The 19902-nt window shown below is 39.4% G+C and carries 19 protein-coding genes and 2 pseudogenes; 9 read left to right on the top strand and 12 right to left on the bottom strand.

Annotation, left to right across the window (positions count from 1 at the left end; all coding sequences use genetic code 11):
• Positions 1-109: 109 nt before the first annotated feature.
• Together ctpA and psbM are read left to right on the top strand one after the other, a co-directional pair.
• Positions 110-1321 carry a carboxyl-terminal processing protease CtpA gene (gene ctpA, locus A5482_RS03695; RefSeq protein WP_069791140.1) on the top strand — a complete coding sequence of 404 codons (1212 nt, stop codon included), beginning with the start codon at positions 110-112 and terminating at the stop codon, positions 1319-1321.
• Positions 1322-1427: 106 nt separating this feature from the next.
• On the top strand, positions 1428-1532 hold the full coding sequence (gene psbM, locus A5482_RS03690; protein ID WP_015221999.1) for a photosystem II reaction center protein PsbM: 105 nt from the start codon (positions 1428-1430) through the stop codon (positions 1530-1532).
• Positions 1533-1689: 157 nt separating this feature from the next.
• Here the strand turns inward: psbM and A5482_RS03685 are convergent, their stop codons facing one another.
• From A5482_RS03685 to A5482_RS03675, 3 genes are all read right to left on the bottom strand, one after another.
• Positions 1690-2328 carry an LON peptidase substrate-binding domain-containing protein gene (locus A5482_RS03685; protein WP_069791139.1) on the bottom strand — a complete coding sequence of 213 codons (639 nt, stop codon included), beginning with the start codon at positions 2326-2328 and terminating at the stop codon, positions 1690-1692.
• 175 nt (positions 2329-2503) lie between these two features.
• Positions 2504-3925: a type I glutamate--ammonia ligase gene (gene glnA / locus A5482_RS03680; protein ID WP_069791138.1), complete on the bottom strand. Its 1422-nt coding sequence runs from the start codon at positions 3923-3925 to the stop codon at positions 2504-2506.
• A 316-nt stretch (positions 3926-4241) separates the two neighbouring features.
• The gene (locus A5482_RS03675) at positions 4242-5540 is read right to left on the bottom strand and encodes an aminopeptidase P N-terminal domain-containing protein (protein ID WP_069791137.1); all 1299 of its coding nucleotides are present in this window, start codon (positions 5538-5540) and stop codon (positions 4242-4244) included.
• Positions 5541-5853: 313 nt separating this feature from the next.
• Between A5482_RS03675 and clpS the strand changes: the two genes are divergently transcribed.
• Positions 5854-6144 carry an ATP-dependent Clp protease adapter ClpS gene (clpS, locus tag A5482_RS03670; protein ID WP_069791136.1) on the top strand — a complete coding sequence of 97 codons (291 nt, stop codon included), beginning with the start codon at positions 5854-5856 and terminating at the stop codon, positions 6142-6144.
• Positions 6145-6184: 40 nt separating this feature from the next.
• On the opposite strand, the pseudogene A5482_RS03665 reads toward clpS, so the two are convergent.
• The 7 genes and pseudogenes from A5482_RS03665 to A5482_RS03635 all read right to left on the bottom strand — a co-directional run.
• Positions 6185-6390: pseudogene (locus A5482_RS03665) on the bottom strand (IS1 family transposase); the annotation flags it as partial.
• Between the two features lie 27 nt (positions 6391-6417).
• Positions 6418-6468, bottom strand: a pseudogene (locus A5482_RS03660) (hypothetical protein); the annotation flags it as partial.
• 68 nt (positions 6469-6536) lie between these two features.
• Positions 6537-8165 (bottom strand): dipeptide ABC transporter ATP-binding protein, encoded by a 1629-nt coding sequence (locus tag A5482_RS03655; protein ID WP_069791135.1) that lies wholly within the window; start codon positions 8163-8165, stop codon positions 6537-6539.
• Positions 8166-8266: 101 nt separating this feature from the next.
• Positions 8267-8692 carry a Na+/H+ antiporter subunit E gene (locus tag A5482_RS03650; RefSeq protein WP_201150073.1) on the bottom strand — a complete coding sequence of 142 codons (426 nt, stop codon included), beginning with the start codon at positions 8690-8692 and terminating at the stop codon, positions 8267-8269.
• Positions 8665-10116 (bottom strand): cation:proton antiporter, encoded by a 1452-nt coding sequence (locus tag A5482_RS03645; RefSeq protein WP_069791133.1) that lies wholly within the window; start codon positions 10114-10116, stop codon positions 8665-8667. Before A5482_RS03645 ends, A5482_RS03650 begins: the two co-directional genes overlap by 28 nt.
• Positions 10113-10457, bottom strand: coding sequence for a cation:proton antiporter subunit C (locus A5482_RS03640; RefSeq protein ID WP_069791132.1), 345 nt, complete (start codon positions 10455-10457; stop codon positions 10113-10115). The genes A5482_RS03645 and A5482_RS03640 overlap by 4 nt, the downstream gene beginning before the upstream one ends.
• A gap of 183 nt (positions 10458-10640) precedes the next feature.
• Positions 10641-11375 carry a DUF1995 family protein gene (locus A5482_RS03635; protein ID WP_069791131.1) on the bottom strand — a complete coding sequence of 245 codons (735 nt, stop codon included), beginning with the start codon at positions 11373-11375 and terminating at the stop codon, positions 10641-10643.
• Positions 11376-11461: 86 nt separating this feature from the next.
• Between A5482_RS03635 and A5482_RS03630 the strand changes: the two genes are divergently transcribed.
• Together A5482_RS03630 and A5482_RS03625 are read left to right on the top strand one after the other, a co-directional pair.
• Positions 11462-12442, top strand: a complete 981-nt coding sequence (locus A5482_RS03630) for an ABC transporter ATP-binding protein (protein ID WP_069791130.1) — start codon at positions 11462-11464, stop codon at positions 12440-12442.
• Positions 12443-12683: 241 nt separating this feature from the next.
• Positions 12684-14792, top strand: a complete 2109-nt coding sequence (locus A5482_RS03625; RefSeq protein WP_069791129.1) for a molybdopterin oxidoreductase family protein — start codon at positions 12684-12686, stop codon at positions 14790-14792.
• Between the two features lie 142 nt (positions 14793-14934).
• On the opposite strand, the gene psbD is transcribed toward A5482_RS03625, so the two are convergent.
• Entirely contained in the window at positions 14935-15993 is a 1059-nt protein-coding gene (gene psbD / locus A5482_RS03620; protein ID WP_069791128.1) for a photosystem II D2 protein (photosystem q(a) protein), read from the bottom strand.
• Between the two features lie 288 nt (positions 15994-16281).
• Between psbD and A5482_RS03615 the strand changes: the two genes are divergently transcribed.
• Genes A5482_RS03615 through A5482_RS03605 form a run of 3 tightly spaced genes read left to right on the top strand, consistent with a single transcriptional unit; the run spans position 16282 to position 17814 of the window.
• Positions 16282-16554, top strand: a complete 273-nt coding sequence (locus A5482_RS03615; protein WP_069791127.1) for a hypothetical protein — start codon at positions 16282-16284, stop codon at positions 16552-16554.
• 50 nt (positions 16555-16604) lie between these two features.
• Positions 16605-17282, top strand: a complete 678-nt coding sequence (locus A5482_RS03610; protein ID WP_069791126.1) for an energy-coupling factor ABC transporter ATP-binding protein — start codon at positions 16605-16607, stop codon at positions 17280-17282.
• Between the two features lie 52 nt (positions 17283-17334).
• A complete protein-coding gene (locus A5482_RS03605; RefSeq protein ID WP_069791125.1) occupies positions 17335-17814 on the top strand; it encodes a pentapeptide repeat-containing protein in 480 nt (159 codons plus the stop codon).
• A gap of 187 nt (positions 17815-18001) precedes the next feature.
• On the opposite strand, the gene mutT is transcribed toward A5482_RS03605, so the two are convergent.
• The gene (mutT, locus tag A5482_RS03600; RefSeq protein WP_069791124.1) at positions 18002-18418 is read right to left on the bottom strand and encodes an 8-oxo-dGTP diphosphatase MutT; all 417 of its coding nucleotides are present in this window, start codon (positions 18416-18418) and stop codon (positions 18002-18004) included.
• Positions 18419-18480: 62 nt separating this feature from the next.
• Between mutT and ftsY the strand changes: the two genes are divergently transcribed.
• Positions 18481-19902, top strand: a complete 1422-nt coding sequence (ftsY, locus tag A5482_RS03595; protein WP_069791123.1) for a signal recognition particle-docking protein FtsY — start codon at positions 18481-18483, stop codon at positions 19900-19902.

Here is a 19902-nt window from a genome sequence, read left to right as displayed (position 1 = left end):
TCTCATAATTATAAAAAACGCTATATCATGACTCATTAGCCATTAATTGCCTTGGTTTTAAAAGATAAAATCATTCTATTTTCTCCCTTTTGTACTGTTAATATTTACCATGAAAAAATTTGTTCTTTGTTGCTTAGTTATTTTTTATATTTTATTTTCGGGAATTGTGGGAGTGCCTAATGCCTATGCCTTTAGCGAGGAAGAAAAATTGGTACTTCAATGTTGGCGGTTGGTAAATGAAGCCTATGTGGATAATTCTTTTAATGGTCAAAATTGGTGGACTTTACGCCAAAAAATTTTAAGAAAACCTTTGGGCAGTCGTGAGGAAACCTATGGGGCAATTCGGGAAATGTTGGCAACTTTGGATGATCCTTATACTCGTTTGTTGCCCCCTGAGCGCTATCATGATTTACAAATCACTACTTCTGGGGAACTTTCGGGGGTGGGTTTACAAATCAGCATCAACCCTGAAACTAAACATATTGAGGTGGTTTCTCCTTTGCCTAATTCTCCTGCGGAGGATGCGGGTATTCACCCCAAGGATGAGGTTGTTAGTATTGACGGGGTAAGGGCTGATACTCTTTCGTTGGATGAGGCGGCTAGTCGCATTCGGGGCAAGGTTGGTACGAAGGTGACTTTGGAAATTAAGCCCCAAGATAAGGATACTATTAATGTATATCATTTAAAGCGCGATCGCCTTTCGTTGAGTTCTGTTATTAGTCGTTTGGATGATTCTAACCCCGATTTTCCTGTGGGTTATCTACGGTTAAATCAGTTCAGTGGTAGTGCTACTAAGGATTTAGCCCATGCGATCGCACAGTTTGAGCAACAAAATGTTCAGGGTTATATTTTAGATTTACGCAACAACCCGGGGGGTTTACTACAGGCAGGGGTAGAAATCGCTCGTCTATGGTTGGAGCCTAGCACCATTGTCTATACTGTAAACAGACAGGGTACTATGGGCAGTTATGATGCGCTGGGAGAGCCTATTACCAAAGCCCCTTTGGTGGTATTAGTTAACCAAGGTACGGCTAGTGCCAGTGAGATTTTGGCGGGGGCATTGCAGGATAATGGTAGGGCTACCCTCGTGGGAGAAAAAACCTATGGAAAGGGTTTGATTCAATCTTTATTTGAACTTCCAGACGGGGCTGGATTAGCGGTGACTGTGGCTAAGTATGAAACCCCGAAACATAAGGATATTAATAAATTGGGCATTTCCCCCGATGTGGCTGTTTCTCAAGAGCCTATTAACTATTTTGAAATTGGTACCGATGTTGACTTACAGTATCAAAGGGCGATCGCCTCTTTACTAAATTCGTAATATTTCTTAACAATTACAACCCATATATAGTAACGGTTGATTAAATCTAAAAAGCTAAATTATGATATTCTAGTTACCGTTAGTTTAATATCTGAGAAATAAAAAAATGCAAGTTAACGATTTAGGTTTTGTTGCCACTCTACTATTTGTGCTTGTGCCTACTGTTTTTCTCTTAATTTTATATATTCAAACAGGAAAAAACGAAGCATAATAAGCTATTTTATCTTTTGACTTTGCAGGAATTTAAAGCTATTAATAAAATAAAAGAAAATCAATTTTAGTAATTTTATCGTAGTTTTTTCCTTCGCAAAGTCAAATTTTTCTATGCACAAAGTTTTATAAATAACATTTTTTATTGAGATATTTAATTAATTAAAAGCATCTTTTAAGGCAGTTCGCGCGGCTAAATTCCCTCTTGTGGTGACCAAAATATCCGCTTCCCGTTGTAAACGCTCGGCAGTATCCTGCATTTCTAATAATACCTGTTGCTCCACTGCTACGCCATACAAATTACTAGCCACCCAGTAGGATAACTCCATGGGGGTAGTGGGTAGATTTTCGGGCAACTCAATTTTTTGGTCTGTTAATTTTGCTGAAAGAGTAACCACATCCGTTAATAAAGTTTTCACCTCATCAGCCTTACCCTGCAAACTTTCTTGGGTTGGTTTATCATCAATCCATTCCACCAAACCGACTCGATAGGGTTTTTCTCTCACATATTCCAATACTCTAAACCGTTGTTGCCCTAAAGTAAGGACTTTCATGCGATCATCTGGTAAGCGCTCAAAATGGATAATCTCCGCACAACAACCAATATTAGCAATTTCTCCGCTAGTAGGATCAATCATTAGTACGCCAAAACGGCGATCGTACTCTAAGATGGTATTCATCATCATACGATAACGAAATTCAAAAATATGTAGAGGTAATGGGCGCCCCGGGAATAAAACCACTTCAGGTAGAGGAAACAATGGTAATTCTCTAACAGCGATAGAAGATGATGTCATAGTTTTAAGTTTTGTTATGCTCTTTTTTCTAATTTAACGGATTTTGAACACTATTAGAGAGTTTATTATCGTTATTCCCTAGGTTTTGATGAAAAAGTGAAACGATGAAAAGTCGCAAAAAAAAGGGACGCAACATTGCATTACGCCCCTTAAAACCTAAATTTCCAAAAGAATTTTATACATCATAATATAAAGCAAACTCATAGGGATGAGGACGCAGACGTAAGGGGTTAACCTCAGTATCTAACTTATACTCAATCCAGTTTTCGATAAATTCCATGGAAAATACACCACTATCAATTAAGAAATCATGGTCTTTTTCTAAGGCTTCCAAAGCACCTTCCAAAGATGCAGGAGTAGAAGGAATTTTGCTCAACTCTTCGGGGGATAAGTCATAAATATCCACATCCAAAGGCTCACCGGGGTGAATTTTATTTTTAATACCATCAATACCAGCACAAAGCATGGCCGCAAAAGCAAGGTAAGGATTACAAGTGGCATCAGGGCAACGGAATTCTAAACGCTTAGCTTTGGGATTATCTCCACACAAAGGAATACGCACAGAAGCAGAGCGATTACCCTGAGAATAAGCCAAGTTTACAGGAGCTTCAAAACCAGGTACAAGACGCTTATAGGAGTTGGTGCTGGGGTTGGTAAAGGCAAGGAGGGCGGGTGCATGTTTAAGAATACCACCGATGTAGTATAAAGCCATATCACTCAAACCCGCATATTTATCCCCAGCAAATAAAGGCTTACCTTCATTCCAGATAGATTGGTGGGTGTGCATCCCAGAGCCATTATCGTTAAATAAAGGTTTGGGCATGAAAGTGGCACTCATACCGTATTTTTTGGCTACGTTTTTAATGACATATTTGTAAGTCATCAAGTCATCTGCCGCTTCTACCAAAGTACCGAATTTGAAACCTAGTTCATTTTGTCCTCCAGTAGCTACCTCATGATGATGTTTTTCGATGGGTACACCACACTCAGCCATGGTTAATAGCATTTCTGTGCGAATGTCTTGCATGGTGTCGGTGGGAGCCACGGGGAAGTATCCTTGTTTGTAACCTGGTTTGTAACCTAAGTTACCCCCTTCTTCTTCTCTACCAGAGTTCCAGCGCCCTTCAACGCTATCTACATAATAGTAGGCTTTGTTTTCGGTTTGATCAAATCTAACGTCATCAAAGAGGAAAAATTCGGCTTCAGGACCAAAATAGGCGGTATCACCAAGACCAGTGGAAGCGAGGTAATCTAAGGCTTTGTAAGCGATGCTACGGGGATCTCTGGAGTACCATTCTCCCGTGCGAGGCTCTTTGATACGGCAAATCATGCTGAGGGTTGGCTCTTTGTAAAAAGGATCGATCCATGCGGTGTTGGGATCAGGTACCATGGCCATATCGGAGTCATTAATGGCTTTCCAGCCACGAATACTAGAACCGTCAAAGGGTACACCTTCGGTAAAAGCGGTTTCGTCTATTTGATCGTAGTAAAATGTACAATGTTGCCATGTGCCGGGTAAGTCAATAAATTTGAGATCAATCATTTTGATCCCGTTATCCTTGATCATCTGTAAGACTTCTTGGGCAGTTTTAGCCATTAATAAATTCTCCTAATAGTTTTCGATGAAATATCCTTCTCAAAGGTATTATCCTAAATTTACTTTTGATTTCTTTTTGTAACTTTTTATACCAAGTAATCATAAATTGCTTAAAATGTTGATCTTTTTTTAGAGCAATAAATATTAATAAGAGGTTATTTTAGGGGATAATGCTTTTTGTTTTTAGGGATTCTAAACGATAATTTATTTTTTTATTTTTTTCAATATTTTTTTGTATTAGTTTTTTCGATTTTTGCAAGGGGTTTGAACCCCTCGTTATGCTTAAATGGTTATTAATTTATCAAAAAAGTTGGGATTATTTTCCTACGGCGGAGGTTAAAATTTCGTTACCTGTTTTGGTGAGAAGCACATCGTCTTCTATTCTTACCCCAATGCCTTTCCAATGGTCTGGTATTTCGGGTTGTCCTTCGGCGGGAGTAATATAGGGAGAGATATAAATACCGGGTTCAACGGTGAGAACGTTTCCTACTTGGAGGGTTTGCCAATTTTCTTGGTCTTGTTTATAGTTGCCGACATCATGGACATCTAAGCCTAACCAATGCCCTGTGCGGTGCATATAGAAGGGTTGATATTTTTTCTCTTTAATAATTTCTTCGGTGTCTCCTTGTAGTAGTTTTAGTTCTTTTAATCCTTCTACTAAAACTTCCACGGCTATGTCATGGTATTGATTGTAGGTGTTTCCTGGTTGTACCTGTGCGATCGCCTTTAATTGTGCTTCTAGTACTAAATCATAGATGGCTTTTTGTTCGGGGGAAAATTCTCCCGAAATGGGGAAAGTACGGGTAATATCACCGTTATAGTAACCAAAACTAGCCCCAGCATCAATAAGCAATAAGTCTCCTTCTTCCATACGGCGGTTATTTTCGATGTAGTGTAAGACACAGGCATTAGCCCCAGAAGCAACAATGGAAGGATAAGCAGGGCCTTCACAACCAAGAGATCTAAAAATATGCTCAATTTCCGCCTGAACTTCATATTCATAACGGCCGGGCACGGCAAATTCTTGTGCCTTAATGTGGGCTTTGGCTGATATGGCCGTGGCTTTGCGTAGCATCTCGATTTCCGTAGAACTTTTTACCATCCTTAGGGGATGCAAAATATAGTTAGAATCCTCGATCGCCCTTGGCCCATAACCCATACGGGGATATTTACCCACTAACTTCTGCCACTGGTTAATTACCTTTTCATTAAAAGCAGAATCTCGTCCTAAATGGTAGTAAATGCGATCGCCCGTAATCAAATATTCTGACAACTTCTCATCCAATTCCTCAATGGGAAAAACCGCATCAGCCCCGTAATGCTCCTTTGCCCCATCCACCCCAGCACGATAACCCGTCCAAATTTCCTTCGCCAAATCCTTTGGCTGTACAAACAAAATAAAACGATGCTCATCATGGTTAGGCGCAAGAATAGCCACTGCCTCCGACTCATTAAACCCCGTCAAATAGAAAAAATCACTATCCTGACGATAAACATATTCCACATCATTATGCATTACCGCCATAGGCGCACTACGAAAAATAGCCACCCCCTTTCCCATCTTCGACATCAAAAGTTCACGGCGTTGAGCATATTCTTGTTGAGCAATCATCATCAATTTTTGTGAAGAAACATTAAGATTAACCCTTTTATTTTAACGGAGTTGACAACTTCTCTGCTATGGCCTCTCAGGAGTGATTTTTGATCAAAAAAAGTCACATTAAAGTATTTTCATAAACCAAACCCATTAAATTTTTTAAGAAACCGAGTAAAAAACTCCATCTCCAATAGGATTTGACCACACCAAAAAACTCTATACCTAATTTTTTTTGATAATATATATCCTAGGGCTAACTGTGAAATAAAAGACCAGCTCCCAATAAAATACATCATCTATATAAAAATACAAAAAGTTAGGAGGTTTTTTAATGTCCACTCAGGTTATCAATAAACCAGATACGAAGTCTAACACGAAACGCAGACATGATCCGGGTTACAAAGTATTACTACATAATGACAGCTACAACACCATGGAATATGTAGTTCAGGCATTAATGGAAACAGTCTCCCTTAGTGAGCCTCAAGCAGTTAGTGTGATGATGGAAACCCATCAAACTGGAGTTGGTTTAGTTACAACCTGTGCCTTAGAACACGCAGAATTTTACTGTGAGAGCCTTAAAAGTCGTGGTTTAACCAGTACCATTGAACCAGCAGAATAAAAAATTTTGGACATTATAATAATATTTGGCGTTGCTGATTCTAGGTATGAAAAAGACTAAAAGGAATTAGTACATCTTTAAATTTGAAATAAAATTTGAGATGGTGAATCAATAGTGAAACAGAACACTTGAACATCTCCATGGGTTTTGAATAACATAAGGTTTTTGATCTAGTCGGGCAAGACAATATCTTAATCTCGTATTTTCTCCCTCTACTCTGGTCATGTGTGTTTTACTAATAAATTGTCTGCGACAATCAACACAAATATGATTTTGTTTTCCATTTTTATTGATACCCTTGGAAGCACATTCTGGACATTTCATATTTTTTCACTTCACTTTTTCCCCTTTTTCTCATACCCTCATTCACCAACGCCGTATTTTTATTTAATTTAACTGTTAATTAATTGTGCAGTGTAGGAATGTTGAGGATTAGTGAAAATTTCCTCGGTGATGGCTAACTCAACTATTTTCCCTTGATTCATTACTGCAATACGATCGCACATATACCGCGCCACACTCAAATCATGGGTAATAAAAAGATAGGTGAGTTTAAATTCTTCTTTTAATGCCAACATCAATTGAAGCACTTGGGCTTGTACTGTCGCATCAAGCATACTCACAGGCTCATCACAAATCACTAATTTAGGATTGGTAATTAATGCCCGTGCGATCGCCACTCGCTGTTGTTGACCCCCTGAAAGTTCTTTGGGATAACGATCTAAATAATCATTTGGAGGGCATAGCCCCACTTTATTTAACATTTGGATCACTTTTGACCTGATTTCTGTTTTGTTGCCCAATTTGTGGATAATAAGAGGCTCTGCGATCGCCTTACCGATGGGTATGAGAGGGTTTAAACAGGCGAGGGGATCTTGAAAAATCATCTGGATTTCCCTACGCACATTAAGCATTGATTGGGGGGACAATATACTAATGTCTTTTTCTTGAAAAATGACCTGCCCCGACGTAGGTTTAATTAATTGTAAAATTGTCCGGGAAAGGGTGCTTTTGCCACATCCTGACTCTCCTACTAAACCAAAAATTTCCCCTTCATATAGTTCAAAATTAATATTATCAACAGCTTTAATTATTTCTGTTTTTTTTCCTAATAATTGCTCAAGAAAATTTACTTCTAAACTATAGTGTTTTTCTAGGTTTTTTAATTTTAAAATAGATATTTTTTTTCTTTTTTCTATTTCTAAATTAGACTCTTTTTTTTCTTGATTATGTAGAGCGGAATTTAATAAAATTTTACTATAATCATGGCTAGGTTTTCCCATAACATCTTTTACTGTGCCAGTTTCTACCATTTCTCCTTGGTACATTACCCCAATGTGATCGCCATATTTTCCTACCATATTTAAGTCATGGGAAATCAAAATCAAACCCATTTCTTGTTCTTTACAAAGGGTTGTTAACTCTCTTAAAATTTGGTTAGAAATGGTAACGTCAAGGCTGGTTGTTGGTTCATCAGCTATGATTAATTTCGGTTGTAGTACAAGAGTAAGGGCGATCGCCACTCGTTGACGCATACCGCCGCTAAACTCATGGGGATACTGACTAACACGCTTTTCAGGTATCTTAACTAACTCCAGAGTATTTATAACCCTTTCCTTTATTTCCTCATAACATAAATCAGGACGATGGGCTTTGAGAGTTTCCCGACAATGTTCCCCAATAGTCATCAAAGGATCTAATCTTGTCATGGGATCTTGAAATACCAGCCCTACTGCTTCTCCTCGAAACCTGCGCATCTGTTGGTAGTTATAGGAAATAATCGATTCTCCTTGGAAAAAAATATCTCCCCTAATTTTTGTCTGGGCAGGTAATAAGCCCATAATCGCCTTGCCAATGGTGGACTTACCACAGCCCGACTCCCCCACCAATGCCAAAATCTCCCCCTTTTCCAAATCAAAAGAAACATTATTTACAGCCCAATTGATATCCTTTTCATCATTTTGACGATTACTTTTATACGCAATTTTTAAATTTTGAATAGACAAAAGAGATTTATTCATAACATATTGAAAAAGATAATTAAGTCATGTAATCAAAGTGATAGTATCAGAATAAGAGTTAGATAAAAAAAATATAAAGCAAAGCGATTATCCCCTATGAATTATCCATTATTAATCGTTTTCTCCACCGCTTTTCTTCTTACATAATGTACCTCATACCATCCTCGATGATTATATTTAACTACCACCGCTTTGGGAGTAAAAGTAATCACATAAGTATCAAGGAAAATAAGCAATTTTGAGCGATTAGGCTCTACTGCTTCCCTCACAATTTCCTCATGACGGTGGGGATGTAAAATTAGATCGATGGATTCTTTATAGGCTTGAGGAATTGCAATAATAATATGTTTGAAAACTGTTAATAACTCTTTTATTTTTTCCTTAGAAGTGCTTGATGTTCTCTTACTAAAAACATTATAAGGTGGCAAAAGCATCGCCACTAATATGCCGATGATGACATTGGCAATCCCAAAATCAGCAGTTAATAAAAACCAAAGTACTAAGCGAAAAAGGATACTGAAGACCATGATACTACCATCCAAAATAATACAACTAACATTAAAATCATCATCCCTATAATTTGTTCTACTTCTTCAAAATATCGGGATAAAGTAAAAACCATTTTTCTAAAGAGAAAAAGATGGAGTGCAAAACCGATCGCATTTAGCCCCAAAGCCTTTAGAATATTGAGGGGAGTATAAGCAGGAAGATATAAGAAATTAGCCACAAAAATAGCCCCCATTAAAGGTATTACCCCCCACCACAAATTTGATTTAACCCTGTCAATGCCATCACTAGGCAGGAAAATAAACTTAGCATAAATCATCGCAGTACCCACCGCACTAATATTCATCAATAACTCCTCCGTAGAAGATAGACTCTTGAGGGCTAGGGTTTTGGCACAAAAACCATAAAAGAGGGGAAATCCACAAATAGATAAACTACCCACCACCAAAGTTAACCATAATCTCGTACTTATGGCTCTATTTTGTAACTCCTGAATATTACGACTAGGCAAAACTCCACTTACCATAAATAAATTTGCCTTCGCCAATCCATGGGCAAGGGCGTAATAACCTCCAACCTGTGGTGCAACTAAAATCCATCCTAATTGCGATACTGTACTAGAGGCGAGGATTCTTTTGGTGTCTTGGGAAAAGAAAGCATAAAAAATACCAAAAAATGCCGTTGCAATACCAACAATATGGATAAAGTTATTAAAGTCTTCCATTATCACGGCACAGCGTAATAAAGGAAAAATTCCCGCTTTCACTACCACCCCTGACAAAATAGCTGATACGGGGCTTTCAGACTCTGCATGGGTAAGGGGCAACCACAAACCTGATATAAAAATTCCCCCTTTGGTTAGTAAACCAAGAAAAATCAAAGCAATGGCTTCTGGGGTGCTATTTATCAATCCTTCAAAGGCAAAAGACTGATTACTTTTATATACTAAAATGGTTCCCATGAGGTAAAACAACATGGCAATATTGCTAGTAAAAAGGTAGCGCAATCCTACCCAGATACTACGATCCGTACGAGGATATGATACTAATAGAAAAGCGGATATTCCAACCACCTCTAAGGCTACATAAACACTGAGAAAATCAGCACTAACAAAAACGGCATTCATACTACCGTGAAGGATAATAGCTTGGGTATAAAAAAATGTTTTTTTCTCGGTTTGCCAACAATAAAGAATTACAGCCCCCGTAACAAGGGCATTGGTTAAAATAAAGTAACCACTTAAATTATTAACTAATAATTTTACGCCAAAGTTATCCAGTAATTGGATGGATAAATTGACATTATTAAGAATAATATAGATTGAGTAAATAGCTGATATAGAAACGGTTAACAGACAAAATAATCTATCTATTTTGGGAATGAGATAAATTAAAAAACCAGAGAATAAAGGAAGAAAAATTGCAATAATAGTTAAATTGGTCATGGGGTGTTATTTTTTTCTATTTCACTACTTTCTAAAGTGGGGTTATTTTTGCCTAATTTCATTACTCCCACTAACATTAAGGCTTGGATAGAAAAGCCGATTACAATGGCGGTTAAAATTACTGCTAGGGGTACAGGATCAGCGTATTCTATGGTATCGTTATCTATCTGCCCTACTAGAATAGGGGTAAAAACTCCCGTTCGTGATGCTACCCAGACGTAATAGGCTACTACCCCCGTACTCATAACGTCCATGGACATAATTTTCATGACTAAATTTTTTTTGAAAATCGTGCCAAAGAAACCGCAGAGAATTGTTATTAAGATGAATGCTTCTAACACAGTTTAATCAATGGTGGTTATAGTTTGTATTTTATAGTTTAATACGTTTTGATAGACTTTTATATATGGTAAGGATAAAAAATGCTGATAGATAAAATAGTAAAATTGTAAGTTTCGATGGTCAAACAATAACAACAAAGAAATATCTCAAGGTGTGTAATCAATGATTATCTCATTAAAAGATTAGTTATTTAATGCTTTGAGAAAATTCTTCATGGTGGCAAATAATCCTAAAGAGGCGGATTTAACACTGGTTTCTTCTTCCTCTTGATTCCCCATTAAAATCCTATCTAATGCTTCTCCTAGGGGTTTTTGGGGTACTTCGGTAATTAGTTCAAATTGATTGCCTTCTAATTCTCTCCATACCTGCCATAATCCAGGAAAAGTTCTGATTACCACGGCTTCGTCAAGGGGGCGATAATAGTAACTTGATTCGAGGGTACTTAAAAATCTTTCCCTTAGTTGTCGGGCTGCATAACCAATTCCGACCACAGAAATATCTTCTAATTGAGGGATGATAAGGATTACAGGGCGATCGCCCGCAAGATTGCATAGTTTTTCTACCTGTGCCACTTCTACCGCTGAAGGGGAAATGACTAAATAAAACTCGTCCGTGTCACTAACTTTATTTTCCACGGGGCTTCTGCTACTACCCAAATCCGACACCTGAAAAGCTGTTTCTCCCCATTCTCTTTTTGCTAATGCCGCTGCCCCAGTATCGGGGAAAAATACCTTTAAACCGGCCCCATAATCGCTAAATAACTGGGCAAATGCAAAAGCTAACTCCTGCCCTTTGAGGGCTATTTCAGGGATAATTAATTCTACCTGAAGACGGTTAAAACCGCTTTCTAATGCCGTTAGGGTGGCGGTGTGAGCCTGTGCGATCGCACTTTCGAGGGATTGAGGAATTTGAGTCATATTAAATAATATTTAGAGTTATAATAATTACTGACAAGTTTCTGTTTATCTATTCTCATCTTAAACTGATAACTGCCATACAGAAAATGACCACCACCACAAATTCCATCACCGAAGATATAACCACCGATAAAACCGTAGTGGTTGAAACCTACGAACTATCAAAAATTTACCTTACAGGATTTTGGCTCAATAAAAAAGTACCCTCCCTCAAAAATTGTACCCTGCAAGTTTATAAAGGGGAAACCTTCGGTTTACTAGGGCCTAACGGTGCAGGAAAAACCACCCTTCTTAAAACCCTTCTGGGTATTGTTAAACCCACTTCTGGCCGGGCAAAGTTACTAGGAAAGCCCCTAGGGGATAATAGTGTTAAACAAAGATTAGGGTATTTACCAGAAAACGCTTATTACTATGATTTTTTAACCGCTTGGGAATTTTTGCACTTTATCGCTTCTTTATTTCAAATTCCTAAACATGAACAAAATAAACGTATTTTAGAACTTCTCGATTTAGTAGGTTTAGCCAAACAAACCGCCCAGAAAAAGCAACTGAGGCAATATTCTAAAGGGATGATGCAAAGGGTAGGCATGGCACAGGCTCTCATAAATGATCCCGAAATAGTCTTTTTTGATGAACCTATGTCTGGATTAGATCCCATGGGACGTTATCAGGTAAGACAAATTATATTATCCCTCAAAGAGCAAGGAAAAACCATCTTTTTTAACTCCCATGTGTTGGCAGATGTAGAGAAAATTTGCGATCGCATTGCCATCCTTGCTAGGGGAGAATTATTAAATATAGGCTCTTTGGACGATATTTTAGGCACCCAAGAAACCTACCACGCCACCATCAGAAATGGTGAAATAAAGGACATGGAAGACTGGTTAACTAATATAACCCAAGAAAATCATATTTTTCGGGGCGAATTAAAAGGCAACCCCCAAGAATTTATTAACCACCTTGCCACCACCCAAGGGGAGTTAGTCAGTATAAATCTTGTGCGCGACTCCCTCGAAGATTACTTTATCCGTCAACTAGAAGAAAGGGGCATTACGTCCAGTCAGTAGTTAGGAAAGGAATTGATAATTGATAATTGATAATTGATAATAAAAATTTAATTATTCCCTTGTCTCCCCATCTCTTAATTTTCCCATCTAAAAGCAGTACAGTTAATGTACTAATCGTATAGTAAAAATACTAAAAAAACATACTTTATGACAAAAAGTATCAAATAATACTTTTAAGTACCAAAAGAAATGACAGGATGATGGTGATATAAGATGGGTGTCCCTTTGCCATTGTCAGATTATGAGTGAGAAAGTAAAGACAGTTTGTCCTTATTGTGGAGTTGGTTGTGGTTTAGAAGTAATAACCTCTACTGATGGTGAAACAGTTGGTAAAGTTATGGGCGATCGCACTCACCCCTCCAGCCTAGGAAAAGTATGTGTCAAAGGGGCTACGGTGGGAGAAGCCATCAAAAAAAGTCGTTTAGAATATCCCTTATGGCGAGAAAGCCTAGACCAAGAATTTCAACGCATATCGTGGGAAGAAGCCTTTGAAAAAATCGTCACTCAAATCAACAAAGTAAGAGATACCATTGGTGTTGATGGTATCTGTATGTATGGCTCAGGGCAATTTCAAACCGAGGATTATTATATCGCCCAAAAACTCTTTAAAGGATGCCTAGGCACAAACAACTTTGATGCCAATTCCCGTCTCTGTATGTCTTCCGCCGTCTCAGGATATGTAGGCAGTTTCGGTGCTGATGGCCCTCCCTGTAACTATGCTGACTTAGAAAACACCGACTGTGCCTTTTTGGTTGGAACCAACACCGCAGACTGTCATCCCATCGTATTTAACCGCTTAAGGGCATATCACAAGAAAAATGACCATGTAAAAATGGTAGTAATTGACCCCCGTGCCACAGCTACCGGCCAAGCTGCTGATCTCCATTTAGCTATCCAACCTGGCACCGATATTGATCTTTTTAACGGTATTGCTTATTTACTAGAAAAATGGGGCAAAATTGATCCCGACTTTATCGCCCAACATACCGATAATTTTGCCGACTATCAAGAAATTATCAAAGACTATCCCCCCGAAAAAGTTGCCCATATCTGTGGCATTGCCGAAGCAGATTTAATCACCGCTGCTACCTACTGGGCGCAGTCAAATCGGGTTATCTCTATGTGGTCTATGGGTTTAAATCAATCCTCCGAAGGTACTGCCAAAATTCGCACCCTCATCAACCTCCATCTCATGACAGGCACCCTTGGGAAAGAAGGATGTGGTCCCTTTTCTCTCACAGGGCAACCCAACGCCATGGGAGGCAGAGAGGCGGGAGGTTTAGCCCATATTCTCCCTGGTTATCGTCTTGTGAATAATCCTCAGCATCGAGCAGAGGTAGAACAATTATGGAATCTTCCTGAAAATTCTATTTCTCCCCAAATCGGTAAAACGGCATGGGAAGCCATCATGGGTTTAGAAACTGGGGAGGTGCAATTTTATTGGGTGGCAGCCACTAATCCTGTGGTGAGTATGCCCGATTTGGAAAGGACAAAAAAAGCCCTGCTCAATTCTCCCTTTACGGTATATCAAGATGCCTATTTTCCCACAGAAACCGCTTATTATGCACATTTAGTGCTTCCTGCGGGGCAATGGAGTGAAAAAACGGGAACGATGACTAATTCCGAGCGAGTAGTTACCTATTGTCCTGCATTTACTGAATCTGTGGGGAAAGCAAAAGCGGACTGGGAAATTTTTGCAGAGGTGGGAAAAAGGTTAGGTTTTGAGCAGTATTTTACTTTTGAAAATTCGGCTCAGGTATATGATGAATTTGTGTCTTTAACTAAAAATCGCCCCTGTGATATGTCGGGGTTAAGCCATGATTTATTAAAACAAGCCCCCATCCAATGGCCTTTCCCTGAAGGTACAAATCCTGATGAGAAATATGGCAGAAGGCTTTACACTGATTTAAAGTTTCACACTCCCAACCAAAAAGCACAGTTTATTGCGGTGCATAGTAGAGGATTGGCAGAGCCTCCCAACCCTGATTATCCTTTTGTTTTAACCATCGGCAGACTTTATGGACATTGGCACACCATGACGAGGACGGGTAGAATTGCCAAAATTAATAAGATGCACCCTGAACCTTTGTTGGAGATTCACCCCAAGGATGCTGGTAAATATGGCATCGAGTCGGGGGATATGGTGGCGATTACTTCTCTACGGGGTAAGGGAATTTTTAAGGCTTTGGTGACAAGGGCGATCGCCCCTCGTACTCTTTTTGTACCTATGCACTGGGGCTTTTTGTGGGGGGAAAATACCGAAGCCAATAGTCTTAGTCATCCCATAGCCTGTCCTGTATCCAAACAACCAGAATTGAAAGCCTGTGCGGTAAATATAGTTAAAGTTTAATACTGAATTTGTACAGCAAAGTAAACTAATCGTGCTAACAATGAGCTTAAGCCCATTGCCAATATTTATCGTAATTAAACAGAAAAAAAAGTAAGCCCCCCGAAGGAGACTTACTTGAATTTAGACGATTATCAATCTATCCTTAGAGAGCGTTACCACGAGGTAATACTTCTTCAGGGAATTCAAATCTTTGGTGAGGTTGATCCTGAGGAGCCATCCATGCACGTAAACCTTCATTTAAAAGAATGTTTTTGGTGTAGAAGGTTTCAAATTCAGGGTCTTCAGCTGCTCTCAATTCCTGAGATACGAAGTCATAAGCACGAAGGTTGAATGCTAAACCTACGATACCGATGGAACTCATCCATAGACCAGTTACAGGTACAAACAACATGAAGAAGTGTAACCAACGTTTGTTGGAGAAAGCAATACCAAAGATTTGAGACCAGTAACGGTTAGCAGTAACCATGGAATAGGTTTCTTCTGCTTGGGTAGGTTCAAATGCACGGAAGGTGTTTGCTTGCTCACCATCTTGGAATAAGGTGTTTTCTACGGTTGCACCGTGAATGGCACAAAGTAGCGCACCACCAAGAATACCAGCTACGCCCATCATGTGGAAGGGGTTTAGAGTCCAGTTGTGGAATCCTTGTAAGAACAAGATAAAGCGGAAGATTCCAGCTACTCCGAAAGAAGGAGCAAAGAACCAGCTAGACTGTCCTAGGGGATACATTAAAAATACGCTGACGAATACGGCGATAGGACCAGAAAATGCGATCGCATTGTAAGGACGAATACCAACCAGACGAGCAATTTCAAACTGACGTAACATGAAGCCGATTAAACCGAAAGCTCCGTGTAATGCTACGAAAGACCATAAACCACCGATTTGACACCAGCGGGTGAAGTCACCTTGAGCTTCAGGACCCCATAAGAATAGGATAGAATGACCAAAAGCGTCTGCAGGACTAGATACAGCAACGGTCAAGAAGTTAGCACCTTCTAAGTAGGAACTAGCTAAACCGTGGGTGTACCAAGAGGTTACGAAGGTAGTACCAGTTAACCAACCGCCTAATGCCATATAAGCACAAGGGAATAGGAGGATACCAGACCAACCTACGAATACAAATCTATCTCTTTTGAGCCAGTCGTCGAGGGCTTCAAACCAGCCTCTCTGCGCCGGCGCGCGTCCAACTGCAATTGTCATAAAGTGATCTCCGAATGTTTATAATTTCTAAAACGAAGTATATATGCTTTCTTTCCAAGGGTTTCTTTAACTACCCTCTCAGAAAACTTTACTTTTCTTAACGTTTCTTTGTATAACCATCATACATGAAAAACCCCGTCTTTGACAAGTTTATTATTAAGAAATTATAAAAAAATGAGAGTTTTCTTAAGGAAAAATTAACAGTAAGGGCGATCGCCCTTATTAAATGAAAGAAGGCCCTGTGTGCGTTAAAATAAGTTAAAAATAAGGATTAAATAGTTATCATCTATGTTTACCATTGATTTACTTGTCAGATACATTCCCATGCCCATATCGGTGCAAAAAAAGGACGAAACAGAAGCTCAGGCTCTTTATCAAGACATTTTGACAAAAATTAAAAGCTCTACCCCCGAAATCATTGAGTTAACCTGTGATAAGCAAGAAGATAAAAAAATGGCTATCTTGAGCGATCAAATTACGGGAGTGATTATCTCCCAAAGAGATGGTGCCAATACTGGCTCAAAAGTACCTGGATTCTTTGCCGCTTTACAAGAAAAGTAATGTAAGGTGGATAGTGTTAGGTTGTATGGTTATCGTTTTTAATATTAATTTTGAATAGTCCTTCTTTTGGTATTAGTGTAAAACAGCTTCATTTTGGCTGGAATTCTCAAACCCCTGTGTTGAATGGCTGTGATTTAGCTGTGCCAGAGGGGGAGTTTTGGATGTTGTTGGGGGATAATGGTTGTGGCAAATCCACTCTACTCAGACTCATTGGTAGTATTTTATCCCCTGACGAGGGCATCATTGACATCGACAACCCCTTGGGGTTTGTGTTTCAAAATCCCGATCATCAATTGGTAATGCCCACGGTGGCGGCGGATATTGCCTTTGGTTTGGTAGAAGAGAAGTTGACCTTACCAGAAGTGAAAGTAAGGGTTAAAGAGGCTTTGATGGCGGTTAATCTTCTTGATTTAGAAAGACGGCCCATTTATGCCCTATCTGGGGGACAAAAGCAGAGAATTGCCATTGCAGGGGCGATCGCCCGTCACTGTAAAGTATTATTATTAGATGAACCTACCGCATTATTAGATCCAGATACCCAGATAGAATTGGTTGCCCTCGTGCAAAAAATCGTTAAACAAAGAGGGATTACCGCCCTATGGGTAACTCACCGCCTCGAGGAATTGGCATACGCCGACGGTTACTTTTTGCTAGAAAAAGGACGAGTAGTAAAAAGAGGTAAACCCCAAGACTTATTCCCCCAATTGAAAAATCAAAAGAACAGTTAAAGATACAATGAAAAAATAATCATCCTAAATTTAACTAAAAATTGATCATCCTATGGTATCCAAACTAATAAAACTAGCCCTTTCATTAATAATTCTTTTTCTGAGTGTCATAAATCCTGTAGAAGCAGCATTAGACTACACCAAAGCCCACCTCGTAGAATCAGACTTTTCAGGACAAGACTTAAGCGGCTCAACTTTTAACAAAACAAACCTCCGCAGTAGCGATTTCACCAATGCAAACCTATCCAATGTAAGTTTTTTTGGTGCCAACCTTGACTCCGCCAACCTAGAAGGGGCAAACCTAACCAATGCCGTCCTAGACTCTGCACGAGTGACGAGGGCAAACTTACATAATGCTGTATTAGAAGGAGCATTTGCCACTAATACCAAATTTGAAAAAGCTAACATTGAAGGGGCAGATTTTACCGATGTACTTTTACGCCCTGATGTGGAAGAAATACTGTGTGAAGTGGCTTCTGGCACAAATCCCGTTACTGGTAGAAATACCCGTGATACCCTCTATTGTCCATAACTATTAAGGTACGCCCCATAAAACATTTTCATAGGGATGGGGAATAGGTAATAAGGGAATAGTTTTTTAACAGTATGCCCAAACTCTTACTACTCAACATACCCTTAATTTGTGGGTAGGTTAGTTCGGTTAAAAAATGAAACCTAACAAAAATAATTGCCGTGGGGTGGGTATTGCCCACCAAAGACTACCTTACTGTTAAACCCCTATCAGCTTTTATTTTTTCAATAATTTGATAATTGGCATCGGGAAAATCAAAATTATCTAACTCTTCAGGTTTTACCCATCGAATCTCTGCACATTCAATGGTTTGAGGTTTTCCTGAAATAATACGGGCATAATAAACCATAAGAGTAAGGGAAAGATGAGGATAATCATGTTTAACATTTATCAAATGTTTTCCCACCTCAATATCAATACCCAACTCCTCCTTGATTTCCCTGACAATACATTCTTGGGCATTTTCTCCCTCCTCAAACTTGCCCCCTGGAAATTCCCATTTATTAGCCATACTGCCTTTATTTCTTCTTTTGTCAATGAGAATCAACCCTTCATCATCAACAATTACGGCTGTACCGATTCTGAGGTAGGGTAAATTAGACATAGGGAGTTACAAATATTAAGATAGAGTAAAAGATTAAGTTTAAAATAGCACTTATATTTTATATGTTTAATTGGTTTCGTCGCAATAAAGATAATAGTCAAGAGCAAGTAAAACAGGATGTCACCCCAACTCCTGAAACTCAGGATGAGGCGGTTGAGGAGAAGGAAGAAGAGAAGGTTGATGCCCCTGATGAGCAATATTTGGAATGGGCAAAAACTGCTTTTAATAATATTCAAAAACAAAAGGCTGGGGTTGAAAAAGAAGCTGAGTCCAAGTCTGAGGAAGAGTCTTCAGCAGTGGCGGAAAATGATACTCCTGTAGTGGCGGAGGAAGAAACTGCCTCGGAAATAGAGGCGGAAACTACTACAGATACAGAGGAAGAGTCTTCTGTCATGGAAGAAAATGTTCCTGCTTGGATGCAAAAATCCGATCGCCTCGAAACCCTCAAAGAGACTGCTATTGATACTACAGAGGAGGAGTTGGACGAGGACTTTATGTGGTCAGCACAGGTGTTGGCTTCTCAGGGTAGAAGTGCTGATGATGTGAGTGCAGAGGAGTTTGAATGGCTCAAAAAATTGAGGCAGGGGTTAGGAAAAACCAGACGAAACCTAATCAATCAATTAAAATCTGTGGTAGGGCAAGGCCCCCTCAATGATGATGCGGTGATAGAAATTGAGGCGTTATTATTAAGTGCTGATGTGGGTGTGGAGGCGACGGATTATATTATCTCTACTTTACAGGCAAAGTTGCGAGAGGAGGCTTTACCCCCCGAAGAGGCGATCGCCTATTTGAAACAAATTTTACAAACTCTGTTAGACAAACCCTTGGAAAATGCGGAGGATAAATCCTTTGAACCCCAAGAGGGTAAGTTAAATATATGGCTACTTACAGGGGTAAATGGGGCAGGGAAAACTACCACCATAGGCAAACTATCTCACCTTGCCAAAACTTCGGGATATAGCTGTGTAATTGCCGCGGCGGATACCTTTAGGGCGGCAGCTGTGGAACAGGTGAAGGTATGGGGAGAAAGGACTGATACCCCCGTCATTGCTAACCCTGGCAAAAATACTGACCCTGCGGCGGTGGTATTTGATGGCATCAGTGCGGCGATCGCCCGTAATGCTGATTTATTATTAGTAGATACCGCTGGAAGACTGCAAAATAAAAAGAATTTAATGGAGGAATTATCTAAAATTCGCCGTATTATTGACAAAAAAGCCGTTAATGCCCATGTGGAATCTCTCTTGGTATTGGATGCTACCTTAGGGCAAAATGGACTTCGTCAAGCTCAAGTATTCTCGGAAGCAGCAGATTTAACAGGGGTGGTTTTAACTAAGCTCGATGGTACTGCAAAAGGGGGAGTGGCGATCGCAGTTTCCCAACAATTAAACCTCCCTATCCGCTTTATCGGTGCAGGGGAAGGTATGGAAGATTTACGTCCTTTTTCTAGTTTTGAGTTTGTGGAAGCCTTATTATCGCAGTAA

Origin of the sequence: Cyanobacterium sp. IPPAS B-1200 (assembly GCF_001747005.2) — a bacterium.
In the GTDB taxonomy this organism is placed as follows: domain Bacteria; phylum Cyanobacteriota; class Cyanobacteriia; order Cyanobacteriales; family Cyanobacteriaceae; genus Cyanobacterium.
This window is presented reverse-complemented; position numbering and strand designations above follow the sequence as displayed.